This is a genomic window from Pseudomonas sp. AU12215 (genome assembly GCF_001675465.2).
Taxonomy (GTDB): Bacteria; Pseudomonadota; Gammaproteobacteria; order Pseudomonadales; family Pseudomonadaceae; genus Pseudomonas; species Pseudomonas nitroreducens.
In genome coordinates this window covers 1-13,112 of the sequence record NZ_MACM02000026.1, presented here as the reverse complement: position 1 = coordinate 13,112, position 13,112 = coordinate 1, and the positions used below count along the sequence as shown (strand labels likewise).

Genomic DNA, 13,112 nt, shown 5'->3' with positions numbered 1-13,112 from the left:
AGATCGATCAAGGACAGAACATGCCCGCCTATGCACTGAAATGCCTGAGCGCCACCATCACCGTGAGTATTCTGCTCAGCGCCTGTTCGGCGTTCGAGCCCAAGCCTTACACCGAGGAGGAAATGCGCCAGCGGGTGATCGAGGACCAGGCACGGATGTACAAGGAGCAGGAACCGGTCGGCGGGCCGATCACCTTCTACGAAGCCTCCGCGCGCGCGTTGAAGTACAACCTCGACTACCGCCTCAAGCTGCTGGAAAGCGCGCTGGCCTCCGACCTGCGCGACGTCACCAGCCACGAGATGCTGCCGCGGGTGGTCGCCTCCGCCGGCTATGCCGGGCGCAATAACGACTCGGGCGGCACCTCCATCGGCATCGAGGACCGCCAGGTCAGCTTGCGGCCCTCGACGTCCGAGGAGCGCTACCGCCAGCTCTACAGCCTCGGCCTGTCCTGGAGCCTGCTGGACTTCGGCGTCGCCTACTACCGCACCCAGCAGAAGAACGACCAGATGCTGATGGCCGAGGAACGCCGCGAGAAGGTCGCGCAGAACGTCCTGCAGGACGTGCGCAACGCCTACTGGCGCGCCCTGGGCGCCCAGCGCCTGCTGCCGGAAGTGGACGGCCTGCTGATGCGCACCCACCGCGCCCTGACCTCCGCCCGCGAGGCCGAAGGCAAGGGCCTGCTGCCGCGCCAGGACATCCTCGCCTACCAGCGCGCCCTGCTCGACTCGGTATACATGCTCACCGTGCGCCGCCAGGACCTGGAATTCGCCCGCGCCGAGCTGGCCGCGCTGATGTCGCTGCCGCCGAACACGAAAATGGTCCTGGCCGACGTCGGCGAACAGCCGCTGCCGCTGGTGACCAACAACATCGACCAGCTCGAACGCCTCTCCCTGGAGCGCCGCCCGGAAATCATGGAGGAGTGGTACCGCAAACGCGTCGACATGAACGACCTGAAGATCGCCAAGGCCCAGCTGTGGCCCAACGTGAGCTTCAACTACGGCTACGAGTACGACTCCAACAAGTACCTGTACAACAACGACTGGAACCAGACCGGCATCAACGTCTCGATGAACCTGCTGCGTCTGGCGCAGTACCCGGACATCAAGGCCGCCGAGGCGAGCCAGGAGAAGACCGACGACATGCGCCGCACCGCGCTGTCCATGGCCATCCTCACCCAGGTCCGGGTCGGCCTGCTGCGCTACCAGCTGGCGCGCCAGGAAGTGGAGTTCGCCGACGAGAGCCTGCGCGTCGACCAGAGCCTGCTCAGCTATGCGCAGTCCGCCCGTGGCGCCGCCCTGGGCAGCGAGCTGGAGCTGATCCGCGCCGAGGGTCGCTACCTGCTCTCGCGCTACCAGCGCGAGGCCGCCTACTCCGATGCCCAGGCCGCCTGGGGCCGCCTGTACAACTCGGTGGGCTTCGAGGTGATGCCCAAGGAGATCGAGAACCACGACGTGAAGACACTGGCCCGCGAGATCCAGCGCACCCTCGAACAGCAGACCAGCACCAACCTCCTCGCCAGCAGCACCCCGAGCAGTCAACAAGGAAGCGCCAATGCCGCACCTGCGCAGTAAACCGTCGTACCTGCTTCTCCCGTTGTGCCTGATGTTCCTGCAGCCGGCGCTGGCCGACGATGCCACCAGCGGCCTGCCGCCACTGCCCGACAGCCAGGATCCCGGCGCCATCCGCGTGCTGCTGGTCTCCGCCCTGGAAACCACCCTCTCAGCGCAGATGAACGGCACCCTTGGCGCGCTCAAGGCCAATCTGGGCGACAAGGTCGCCAAGGACACCGAGCTGGCCCAGCTCAACTGCGTCGAAGTCAACGCCCGCGCCAAGGTCGCCGCCGCCGAGCTGAACATGGCCCGCGCCAACCTCGCCGCCAAGCAGAACCTGCGCAAGCTCGAGGCGGTGGGCGACCTGGAGGTCGCCATGGCCAATACCGAGCTGCAGAAGGCCGACGGCGCTCTCACCCTGGCGCGGGCGCAGGCCGGTTACTGCCTGGTCGATGCGCCCTTCTCCGGGCGTATCGCCAAGGTCTACGTCAAGCCGTACCAGACGGTTTCCGCCGGCACGCCGCTGTTCGACCTGGTCAGCGATGGCGCGCTGAAAGTGCGCCTCAACGTGCCCTCCTCGATGCTGCCCAACCTGCGCCCGGACATGCCGCTGGAGGTGGACATCCACGAGACCGGCAAGCACTACCCGGCCAAGGTCAGCGTGATCAACGCACGCGTCGACGCCGTGGCGCAGACCGTGGAACTGGAGGCGAAGCTGGATGCCAGCTACCCGGAACTGATCGCTGGCATGAGCGGGGTCGCGCGCTTCCCCGAAAGCCATGAGTGAGCTGCTGCCGCCACCCCAGCTGCTGCTGAGCCTGGCCAATGTACGCGACAGGGCACTGGCGGCCGACTCCCTCGGCGGCCTGGCCTTCAGCATCGCCAACGACCTGTTCCCGTTGCTGCGCTTCCACCAGGCGCTGGTGTTCGCCTGCCACGACACGCGCAACGAACTGCTGGCGGTGTCCGGCCTGGCCAAGCCCACCGAGGATTCGCCCTACCTGGTCTGGCTGGAACGCGCCAGCCGCTGGGTTGCCACGCAATTGCCCGACGCCACGCCCGCCTGGCTGGCCCGTGACGCCACTGCGCCGCCGGCGGATATCGCCGAAGGCTGGGGCGAATGGTGGCCGGCCGGCCTCTGGTGCGTGCCGCTGCACGACCGTGCGGGCAAACGCCTGGGGCTGGTGCTGTTCCTCCTCGACGAAGCACCGGCGCGCAACCTGCAACCGCTGCTGCAAGGCATCTGGCAGACCTGGGCGCACGCCTGGGCCTCCTTCGGTCCGCGCAGCAAACTGCGCTACTGGCGGCCCAGCAAACGCCAGGTGCTGGTCGCCGTCATCGCGCTGGCCGCGCTGCTGCTGATCCCGGTGCGGCAGACGGCACTGGCACCGGCGGAGGTCGTCTCGCGCAACGCCCAGGTGATCAGCTCGCCGATCGACGGGGTCATCGTCAAGATGCTGGTTCGCCCCAACCAGAGCGTGGAGGTCGGCACTCCGCTCTTCGAGCTGGACGAAACCACCCTGCGCAGCCGCGCCGACGTGCTGAGCAAGGAAGTCGCGGTGGCCGATGCCGAGCTCATGGCCGCCAGCCAGCGGGCCTTCGACAATCCGCAGAGCAAGAGCGAACTCACGGTGCTCGACGGCCGCGCCCGCCAGCGCCGGGCCGAACTGGCCGCCGTGCAGGCGCAGCTCGCACGCACCCGCGTGCTCGCCCCGCGTGCCGGCGTGGCCGTGTACAGCGACCCCAACGACTGGCTGGGCAAACCGGTGGTCACCGGCGAGCGCATCCTGCAGATCGCCGACCCGAAGGCGCCGGGCATGCGCATCCAGCTGCCGGTCGCCGACGCCATAGCACTGGAGCCCGGGGCGAAGGTGGCGCTGTTCCTCACCGCCTACCCGCTCGACCCGCTGCATGGGGAAATCCTCGACACCAGCTACCAGGCCAAGCCCAGTGAAGAAGGCGTGGCCTCCTACCGCCTGCTGGCCAGCGTGCAGGACGCGCCGCCCCACGCCCGTCTTGGCCTGCACGGCACCGCCAAGCTCTATGGCGAACGTGTGGTGCTCGGTTACTACCTGCTGCGGCGGCCCCTGGCTTCGCTGCGTGCCTGGACAGGCTGGTAGCTTCGATGGAGATCGCCGCCGAAGACCTGCCCACCCCGCCCTTGCGTGACGACCTGCGCCTCGACGAAGCAGCCCCCGGCCCGGACGGCGAGCCGGTGTGGGTGATTCACGACAGCGTGCTCAACCGCTTCTACCGCATCGGCTGGCTGGAGTTCGAATGCCTGCTGCGCTGGGAGCAGACGCCCCGGCAGATCAGCGAGCAGATCGCCGAGCAGACCGCCCTCAAGCCCGAGGCCGAGCAGGTGCTGGGCTTTCGCCAGTTCCTCGAACAGCACCAGTTGCTCCGCCCCGGCGCCGAAGCCCTGGCGCGGCTCCAGGCTCGCAGCGAGGGCGGCTCCTGGATGAGCTGGAACTGGTGGCTACACCACTACCTGTTCTTCCGCATCCCGCTGATTCGCCCGCAGCGCTTCCTGCGCGCCATCGCCGGCAGCCTCGACTGGCTGTTCAATCGCTATGTGGCGATGCTGGTGCTGCTGCTCAGCCTCGCCGGCATCGTGCTGGTGACGCACCAGTGGGACACCTTCACCCATGACGTGGTGGAGTCCTTCTCCTTCGAGGGGCTGCTCAGCTTTGCCGCCGCCCTGGTGGTGGCCAAGACGCTCCACGAACTGGGCCACGCGCTGGTGGCGACGCGCCTGGGGTTGAAGGTGGCGCACATGGGCATCGCCTTCGTGGTGATGTGGCCGATGCTCTATACCGATACCGGCGAGAGCTGGAAGCTGCGCAGCAACCGCCAGCGCCTGGCGATCGCCAGCGCCGGGATCATCACCGAACTGGGGCTGGCCGGCCTCTCCACACTGGGCTGGGCGCTGGCCGATCCGGGCCCGTTGCGCAATGCGCTGCTGTACCTGGCGACCACCAGCTGGGCGCTGTCGCTGGCCCTGAACGCCAGCCCCTTCATGCGCTTCGACGGCTACTTCATCACCTCCGACCTGCTCGACTTCCCCAACCTGCACGAGCGCGCCGGCGCCCTGGCCCGCACGACACTGCGGCGCAACCTGCTGGGGCTGGACGAGCCCTGGCCGGAGCACTTCCCGACCGGTAAGCGCCGGGCGTTGGTGGCCTTCGCCTTTGGCACCTGGGTCTACCGCCTGCTGCTGTTCCTCGGCATCGCCGTGGCGGTCTATTACTTCTTCTTCAAACTGCTGGGGATCTTCCTGTTCGCCGTGGAAATCAGCTGGTTCATCGTTCAGCCCGTGTGGCGCGAACTCAAGGTCTGGTGGCAGCGCCGCGCGGAAGTGAAGCCGCGCCGCAAGCTGGTCTTTCTGGCCGTGCTCGGCGGCGTGCTGCTCCTGCTCGCCATTCCATGGCGCACCCAGGTGCACGCCATGGGGGTGGCCCGCGCGGCGCAGCAACTGCACGTCTATGCCCCCTTCCCGGCACTGCTGCGCGACCTGCGCCCTGGCGGCGCGGTCGGCCAGGGGGAAACGCTCGCGGTGATGGAAGAGCCCGACATCGCCGCCAAGGTGCGCGGCAGCGAAGCCGGCATCCGTGGCTACCAGGGCCGCCTGGCCGGCATGCTGGCCGACCCGTCCGGCCTCGCCGAGGAAGCCGTCACCCGCCAGCGCCTGGGTGTGGAGTACCAGCAGGCACGGGCCGCCCGCAATGAAATGGCGCGGCTGAACCTCCAGGCGCCCTTTGCCGGCCAGTGGCGGGACGTCAACCCGGACTGGAAACCCGGCCAGTGGATCAATACCCGCGAGCCCATCGGCGTACTGGTGGACCCGCGGCACTGGCTGGTGGATGCCTACGTCAAGCAGGACGAAGTGCAGCGCCTCACCGACGGCGGCCGCGTGCGCTTTTACCCCGAGGGCGTGCCCAGCCCCATCGAAGGCCAGGTGGTGCTGATCGGCACCACGCGCATCAGCCAGCTGGAGCAACCGATGCTCGCTTCGCGCTACGGCGGCCCGCTGAACGTCAACCCGCAGGGCGATACCCTGGTGCCCAACCCGGCGCTGTTCCATGTGCTGGTGAAGCTCGATGGCGCGCCGCCGGGCCTGCACGAGACCCGCGGGCACCTGCAGATCGAGGGCGCCAGGCGCAGCTGGCTGGGCGAAGGTTTCACCCGCCTGCTGGCAGTCGCCCTGCGCGAAAGCGGGTTCTAGCAGCCACCCTGCGGGAACGGGGCACCGCCGTGATCCGTCCGCAGGGACGAGCCCCGCTCCGGCGCCAGCGCGTCAATCCTTCGCCATCCCGAAGCAATGCCGCGCCTGCGGGAACTGCCGCTCGCGCACCTCGCGGGCAAAGCGTTGCGCCGCCGCCGAGATCAGCTCGTCCACCCGCACATACTGCTGCGCGAAGCGCGGAATCTGTTCGCCGGAAAGCCCCAGCATGTCCTCGCTCACCAGCACCTGCCCGGCGCAGGCAGGAGACGCGCCGATACCGATCACCGGGATCTCCAGCCGCTCGCAGACCTGTCGCGCCAAGGGTTCCAGCACGCCTTCGAGCACCACGCTGAACGCCCCGGCGGCTGCCACCGCTTCGGCATCGCGCAGCACCCGAGCCGTACCGGCTTCTTCCTTGCCCTGCACCTTGAAGCCGCCCAGGGCATTGACCTTCTGCGGCATCAGGCCGATATGCGCCATCACCGGAATGCCACGCTCGACCAGGAACGCAATGGTCTCGGCCATTTCCGCACCGCCCTCCAGCTTCACGGCCTGCGCGCCGCTTTCCGCAAGCACCCGCGCGGCGGCCAGGAAGGCCTGCTGCGGCGAGGCCTGGTAACTGGCGAAAGGCAGGTCCACCACCACGCAGGCGCGCTGGGAGCCACGGGCCACCGCGGCGCCATGGGCGATCATGGTGTCCAGGCTGACGGCCAGCGTGTCCGGCAGGCCGTAGAGCACCATGCCCAGCGAATCGCCCACCAGCAGTACGTCGACGTGCGGGTCGAGCAAACGCGCCATGGGTGCCGAGTAAGCCGTCAGCACGACCAGGCTGCCGGGCTCGCGGCGCTGGCGAATCTCCAGGGTGGACAGGCGTTGTTGCGGGCGATGGCTGCTCATGCGGTTTCCTCTTCACGGGCTGATATTGATCGGGGAAGACGCTACCATCGGCATCAAGTGGCCCACTTCCGTGAGAGAGACAAGCTATGCCGTCGACGGGACAGGTTCCTCTGGCGCTTCCCGGCTTCGCCGCCCTGCCCCGGCCGGTCTGGCTGCGCGCCTTCGACATGCCGGCCGGCCACAGCGTGGAGCCGCATACCCATCCCTGGGGCCAGCTGATGTACGCCGCCAGCGGAGTGCTGGAGGCCAGCACCGAGCAGCATGCCTGCCTCATCCCGCCCCGGCGCGCCATGTGGCTGCCAGCGGGGGTCACGCACAGCGTGCGGGCACGCACCGCCGTGGTGTTCCGCAGTTTCTACCTGGCCCCGGAGATCGCCGCCGGGCTGGGGCCGTGCCGCGTCGTGGAGATTTCGCCACTGCTGGACAACCTCATCCAGCGCGCCAGCGAATTCGCCAGCGACTACCCTGACGAAGGGCCGGAAGCCCGGCTGATGCAGGTGCTGGTGGATGAGCTGCACAATGCGCCGGACTCCGGCCTGGACCTGCCGCTGCCGCGCGATGCCCGCCTGCGGCGGGTCACCGATCACCTGCAGGAACACCCCGGCGAGCGGCTGGGCATCGAAGACTGGGCACAGCGCGTCGGCGCCTCGCGGCGCACCCTGGCGCGGCTGTTCCGCGACGAGACCGGGCTGTCGTTCCGCGAGTGGCGCGAGCGGGTACGGCTGCTCGCGGCGCTGCCGAGGCTGGAACGCGGCGAGTCGGTCACGCTGATCGCGGGCGAGCTGGGCTATGAATCCACCTCGGCCTTCATCGAACTGTTCCAACGCCAGCTCAGGACCTCGCCAGGAGCCCTGGCGCGGCAGATGCGTGCGGGAATCTGACACGAACCAACATGAGTAAATCTTATGTTCATCACGAGAACATTGAGTTTGTCTCATGAAGGCGCGCCACGGAGAATTTCCCCATCGTTGATTCAATGGAGAGATTCACATGGCGTTCGCACACAACCTCGGCTTCCCCCGCATCGGCCGCGACCGCGAGCTGAAGAAGGCGCAGGAAGCCTTCTGGAAAGGCGAACTGGACGAAGCCGGCCTGCGCGCCGTCGGCCGCGAACTTCGCGCCGCCCACTGGCAGGTGCAGAAGAACGCCGGCATCGAATTGCTGCCGGTGGGCGACTTCGCCTGGTACGACCAGGTCCTGGCCCACTCGCTGACCTTCGGCGTGATCCCCGAGCGTTTCCGCGACCGGGGCGATGCCAAACCGACGCTGCAGACCCTGTTCGCCATGGCGCGCGGCGCCGTGGCGACGAACTGCAGCACCGGCTGCTGTGGTGCCCACGCCCAGCCCCTTCTCGCACAAGAGCTAACCAAGTGGTTCGACACCAACTATCACTACCTCGTCCCGGAATTCAGCGCTGAACAGCAGTTCGCACTGAGCTGGGAGCAACTGTTCGAGGAAGTGGACGAAGCCCACGCCCTCGGCCACACGGTGAAACCTGTGGTGATCGGCCCGCTGACCTACCTCTGGCTGGGCAAGACCAAGGGCAGCGACTTCGACAAGCTCGACCTCGTCGAGCGCCTGCTGCCGCTCTACGGCCAGATCTTCCGCCGCCTCGCCGCGCAAGGCGTGGAGTGGGTGCAGATCGACGAGCCGATCCTCGCCCTCGACCTGCCGCAAGCCTGGAAGAACGCCTTCGAGCGCACCTACAACCTGCTGCAGAGCGAGCCGCTGAAGAAGCTGGTGGCCACCTACTTCGGCGGCCTGGACGACAACCTGGGACTGGCCGCCGGCTTGCCGGTGGATGGCCTGCACCTCGATCTGGTGCGCGCTCCCGAGCAGTTCCCGAGCATCCTCGACCGCCTGCCGGCCTACAAGATTCTCTCCCTCGGCGTGGTCAACGGCCGCAATGTCTGGCGCTGCGACCTGGAGAAAACCCTGGAAGTACTGCGCTACGCCCATGACCGTGTCGGCGAACGCCTGTGGGTCGCCCCCTCCTGCTCGCTGCTGCACAGCCCGGTGGACCTGGAGCGCGAGGACGAACTGGATACCGAGCTGAAGAGCTGGCTGGCGTTTGCCGTGCAGAAGTGCGCCGAAGTTGCCCTGCTCGCCCGCGCCGTCAATGAACCGCAGGCGCCGGATGTCCTTGCCGCCGTGGAGCAGAGCCGCGCCGTGCAAGCCAGCCGGGCCGCCTCGCCGCGCATCCACAAGCCGCAGGTGAAGGCCCGCCTGGCCGCCGTGAATGCCGCCGACAGCCAGCGCCAATCGCCCTTTGCCCAGCGCATCGTCAAGCAGCGCGCCGGCCTGGACCTGCCGGACTTCCCCACCACCACCATCGGCTCTTTCCCGCAGACGGCCTCCATTCGCCTCGCGCGGCAGGCGTTCAGGCAGGGCAAACTGAGCGCCGCCGACTACACCGAGGCGATGCACAGCGAAATCCGCCATGCCGTGGAAATCCAGGAACAACTGGGCCTTGACGTACTGGTACACGGCGAGGCCGAGCGCAACGACATGGTCGAGTACTTCGCCGAGCAACTCGACGGCTACCTCTTCACCCGCTTCGGCTGGGTGCAGAGCTACGGCTCACGCTGCGTGAAGCCGGCCGTGATCTTCGGCGACCTCAGCCGCCCGCAACCGATGACCGTGGAGTGGATCCGCTACGCCCAGAGCCTCACCGCGAAGGTCATGAAAGGCATGCTGACCGGCCCGGTGACCATGCTGATGTGGTCCTTCCCGCGCGAGGATATCTCGCGCGAGGAGCAGGCACGCCAGTTGGCCCTGGCGATCCGCGACGAAGTGGTCGACCTGGAGGCCGCCGGCATCCGCATCGTGCAGATCGACGAAGCCGCGTTCCGCGAAGGCCTGCCGCTGCGCCGCAACGACTGGGGCGGCTACCTGGCCTGGGCCACCGAAGCCTTCCGCCTGTGCGCCTCCGGCGTGCGCGACGAAACGCAGATCCACACCCACATGTGCTACAGCGAGTTCAACGACGTGATCGAGTCCATCGCCGCCATGGACGCCGATGTGATCACCATCGAGACCTCGCGCTCGGACATGGAGCTGCTGGAGGCCTTCGAGAAGTTCGAATACCCCAACGAGATCGGCCCAGGCGTCTACGACATCCACTCGCCGCGCGTGCCGGGCAAGGACGAGATGGTCAAGCTGCTGCGCAAGGCGGCACAGCGCATCCCCGCCGAGCGTCTGTGGGTCAACCCGGACTGCGGCCTGAAAACCCGCGCCTGGCCGGAAACCGAGGCGGCGCTGGTGAACATGGTCGCGGCCGCCCGCGAGCTGCGCAAGGACCTGGCGCTGCTGGGCTGAACGCGGGTCGATGACGCCCCGTAGGGCGCATAACGCCCCAGGCGTTATCCGCCACAACGGATAACCCGTACCGGGTTATCCGCCCTACGTTACTGCTACCGCGTCGGTCCGGTAGATGAGCGCGTCGCCGGACAGGCGTAGTCTTGAAGCCCTTCGATCCACGGCACGCAGGACCAGACATGAAGCAGCTGCTCATCATCGGCATCGGCGCAGGCGACCCCGAGTACCTCACCGTCCAGGCCATCAACGCGATGAACCGCGCGGACGTGTTCTTCCTCATGGACAAGGGCGCGAGCAAGGACAAGCTGAACCGGCTGCGCCGGGACATCCTGCTACGCTACGTCAACCACTCCGACTACCGCATCGTCGAGGCCGACAGCCCCGAGCGCGTGCGCGAAGGCGACTACACCGGGCAGGTGCGCGACCTCAACCACGCCAAGCAGCAGGTTTTCGAGCGGCTGATCAGCGATGAACTGCCGGAGGGCCAGTGTGGCGCCTTCCTCGTCTGGGGCGACCCATCGCTGTACGACAGCACCCTGCGCATCCTCGACGCGATCCTGCGCCAGGGGCGCGTGCAGTTCGACTACGAGGTCATCCCCGGCATCACCAGCGTGCAGGCCCTCGCGGCGCGCCACCGGGTGCCGCTCAATGCCATCGGCCAGTCGGTACAGATCACCACCGGTCGGCGCCTGGCCGAAGGTTTCCCGGACAACGCAGAGAGTGTCGTGGTGATGCTCGACGCCGAGGACACCTACCGCCAACTGGAGGACCCGCAGCTGGAAATCTACTGGGGCGCCTACGTCGGCACGCCCGATGAAATCCTCCGCAGCGGCAGGCTCGTCGAGGTTGCTGAAGACATCCAGCGCACCCGCCGGGCAGCCCGCGAGGCCAACGGCTGGATCATGGACACCTACCTGCTGCGGCGCGCGCCGAAAGGCGATTGAGCAACCACGCAGGGCGGATAACCTCTGCCGGCGTTTGCGCCCTGCGGTTCCGGGCAGGCTCGGCAAAAGCGACTAGAGTGACTTCCGTTGTGTCGCCAACACCCGCCGGAGCGCACCGCTCATGCCGCATGCCACCCTCTCCCGCTTCATCGACCAGGCCACCCGCCTGAGCCGCGAGGAATCCGAACCCTGCCAGTGCGTGGCCTCGCTGACACCCTTCATGATGGAACTGCTCGCCCATACCGGTGACTTCATCGAAGCGCACCACTACCAGAGCGACCCGACCCACTATGCGCGCAACCTGATCTACCTGTCGCTCTATGCCCTGGTCTGGTCCCCGGGCCAGTGGACGTCGGTTCACGACCACGGCAGCTGGAGTGTGGTCGGCATTATCGAAGGCGTGCTGGAGGAGCGCAGCTACGTCTGCCTCTCGGCCGACCGCTCGCGAGACGACGGCATCGAACTGGTCAAGGGCGGCATGATCCTGCTGCCACCGGGTGCGGTGACCAGCTTCGTGCCCAATCCCGACCACCTCCACGTCACCGGCGTCCCGGCCGAGCGCACACGGGCAGTCAGCCTGCACCTGTACGGACGGATGATGAACAACTACCACATCTACGATGTCGAGACCGGCACACGGCACTTCGTCGAGGTGGAGCACAACGGTTGAGCCGCCTTACAGCGTCCTGATCGACGTACTGATCGCCCTGGCGCACTCAATGGCCGCCGGCGCCAGGCGGCGCTCGGCATCCTCGCGACTCCAGCGGCTGGTGGGCGCCACTACGTGTACCGAGGCCACCGGGCGGCCCTGACTGTTGCGTACCGGCGCAGCCACCGCCATGTCTCCCAGGAACAGTTCCTCGCTGTTGATCGCATAACCCTTGCGGCGAATCTCGGCGATCTCGGCGAGGATTTCCTCCAGCGAAGTGCGGGTGTACTGGGTGTGGCTGGACAGGTCGCTGTCCCGCAGCAGCTCCAGCACCTCGTCGTCGCTCAGCGCACTGAGGAATGCGCGGCCCGAAGCGGTGCAGTACATGGGGATGCGGCTGCCGATGGGCAGGTGGATCGGGATGAATTTCGGCCCCACGAAGCGCGCCACGTAGAGCATGTCGGTGCGCACCGGCTCGGTGAGGTTGGTGGTTTCGCCGGTGGTCTGTGCCAGCTCCGCGAGGAAGGGGTTGGCGACGTCCACCAGGGTGTCGGCGGCGAGGTAGTTGTAGCCGATCTCCATCACCTGCGGGGTCAGCTGGAAGCGCTTGGTCTGGGGGTGCTTGCAGACATACCCCAGCGCTTCGAGCGTATGGATCATCCGCTGCGCGGAGCTCTTGGTAATGTCGGCGGCCTCCGCCACTTCCGCCAGGTTCATGGTGCGGCTGCGCGCGTTGAAGGCACGCAGCACGGCCAGGCCCTTTTCCAGCGACTGGTTGAACAGGCTGTTTTCGTTGTCGCTCATGTCTCGTCCTTGCGAAGGATCAGGTTCTTATTAGACTGCAAATATCGATATGCGATATTTATAAATCTCTTTACGATTTTTGTAAATCATTTATATTGCGACCAATGCCTCCTGCCGATACTCGAGGCTATCCATAACGCATAAAGACAACAAACCGCGTCAAATGGGAGTTCATCCATGCATCCTCGCTTCCGCGTGTTTTCCTGCGCCCTCGCGCTCGTCGCCAGCTGCGCCGCATCCCTGGCCGCCCAGGCCGAACCTCTGAAAGTCGGCGCCACCGCCACCGGCGTTCCCTTCACCTTCCTCGACGTCAAGACCAACAGCATCCAGGGCATGATGGTCGACTCCGCGCAGGCCGTGGCCAAGGCCGGCGGCTTCGAAGTGGAAATCGCCCAGACCACCTTCGCCGCGCTGATCCCCTCGCTCACCGCGAAGAAGATCGACCTGATCTCCGCCGCCATGCTGCGCACTCCCGAGCGGGAGAAAGTGGTGCAGTACTCCGACCCGGTGTTCGAGTACGGCGAAGGCCTGGTGGTACGCGCCGACGACGACAAGGCCTACACCAGCATGGATGACTTCAAGGGCGAGATCGTTGGCGCCCAGGTTGGCACCATCTTCATCGACAAGCTCAACCAGCGCGGCATCTTCAAGGAAGTGCGCGGCTACGACTCCCTCGCCGACCTCACCCGCGACCTGGCCCTGGGGCGCATCAAGGCCGGCTTCGG

General features: G+C 67.0%; 11 protein-coding genes. 9 read left to right on the top strand and 2 right to left on the bottom strand.

The annotated features are described in order from the left end of the window. Positions 1–20: 20 nt before the first annotated feature. From A9513_RS07500 to A9513_RS07485, 4 genes are read left to right on the top strand one after another with little or no spacing between them, the layout of a single operon-like run. The gene (locus tag A9513_RS07500) at positions 21–1,571 is read left to right on the top strand and encodes a TolC family protein (protein ID WP_024764709.1); all 1,551 of its coding nucleotides are present in this window, start codon (positions 21–23) and stop codon (positions 1,569–1,571) included. Then, on the top strand, positions 1,552–2,337 hold the full coding sequence (locus tag A9513_RS07495) for an efflux RND transporter periplasmic adaptor subunit (RefSeq protein WP_065084372.1): 786 nt from the start codon (positions 1,552–1,554) through the stop codon (positions 2,335–2,337). Before A9513_RS07500 ends, A9513_RS07495 begins: the two co-directional genes overlap by 20 nt. Further along, a complete protein-coding gene (locus tag A9513_RS07490; protein ID WP_065084371.1) occupies positions 2,330–3,670 on the top strand; it encodes an efflux RND transporter periplasmic adaptor subunit in 1,341 nt (446 codons plus the stop codon). The genes A9513_RS07495 and A9513_RS07490 overlap by 8 nt, the downstream gene beginning before the upstream one ends. 5 nt (positions 3,671–3,675) lie before the next feature. Then, positions 3,676–5,775 carry an HlyD family efflux transporter periplasmic adaptor subunit gene (locus tag A9513_RS07485; RefSeq protein WP_065084370.1) on the top strand — a complete coding sequence of 700 codons (2,100 nt, stop codon included), beginning with the start codon at positions 3,676–3,678 and terminating at the stop codon, positions 5,773–5,775. Between the two features lie 72 nt (positions 5,776–5,847). Here A9513_RS07485 and panB read toward each other — a convergent pair whose 3' ends face one another. Further along, positions 5,848–6,672, bottom strand: a complete 825-nt coding sequence (panB, locus tag A9513_RS07480; RefSeq protein WP_065084369.1) for a 3-methyl-2-oxobutanoate hydroxymethyltransferase — start codon at positions 6,670–6,672, stop codon at positions 5,848–5,850. 86 nt (positions 6,673–6,758) lie between these two features. Between panB and A9513_RS07475 the strand changes: the two genes are divergently transcribed. The 4 genes from A9513_RS07475 (at position 6,759) to A9513_RS07460 (ending at position 11,604) form a co-directional block, all read left to right on the top strand. Then, positions 6,759–7,553: a helix-turn-helix domain-containing protein gene (locus tag A9513_RS07475; protein ID WP_065084368.1), complete on the top strand. Its 795-nt coding sequence runs from the start codon at positions 6,759–6,761 to the stop codon at positions 7,551–7,553. Positions 7,554–7,662: 109 nt separating this feature from the next. Continuing rightward, positions 7,663–9,990, top strand: coding sequence for a 5-methyltetrahydropteroyltriglutamate--homocysteine S-methyltransferase (gene metE / locus A9513_RS07470; RefSeq protein WP_065084367.1), 2,328 nt, complete (start codon positions 7,663–7,665; stop codon positions 9,988–9,990). A gap of 179 nt (positions 9,991–10,169) precedes the next feature. Next, the gene (gene cobF / locus A9513_RS07465) at positions 10,170–10,934 is read left to right on the top strand and encodes a precorrin-6A synthase (deacetylating) (protein ID WP_065084366.1); all 765 of its coding nucleotides are present in this window, start codon (positions 10,170–10,172) and stop codon (positions 10,932–10,934) included. 121 nt (positions 10,935–11,055) lie between these two features. Then, a complete protein-coding gene (locus tag A9513_RS07460; protein WP_065084365.1) occupies positions 11,056–11,604 on the top strand; it encodes a cysteine dioxygenase family protein in 549 nt (182 codons plus the stop codon). Between the two features lie 6 nt (positions 11,605–11,610). On the opposite strand, the gene A9513_RS07455 is transcribed toward A9513_RS07460, so the two are convergent. Then, the gene (locus tag A9513_RS07455) at positions 11,611–12,387 is read right to left on the bottom strand and encodes an IclR family transcriptional regulator (RefSeq protein ID WP_037010593.1); all 777 of its coding nucleotides are present in this window, start codon (positions 12,385–12,387) and stop codon (positions 11,611–11,613) included. A gap of 177 nt (positions 12,388–12,564) precedes the next feature. Here A9513_RS07455 and A9513_RS07450 point away from each other — a divergent pair. Further along, positions 12,565–13,112 (top strand): ABC transporter substrate-binding protein (locus A9513_RS07450; RefSeq protein WP_065084364.1); only part of this gene is annotated, 548 nt, incomplete at its 3' end.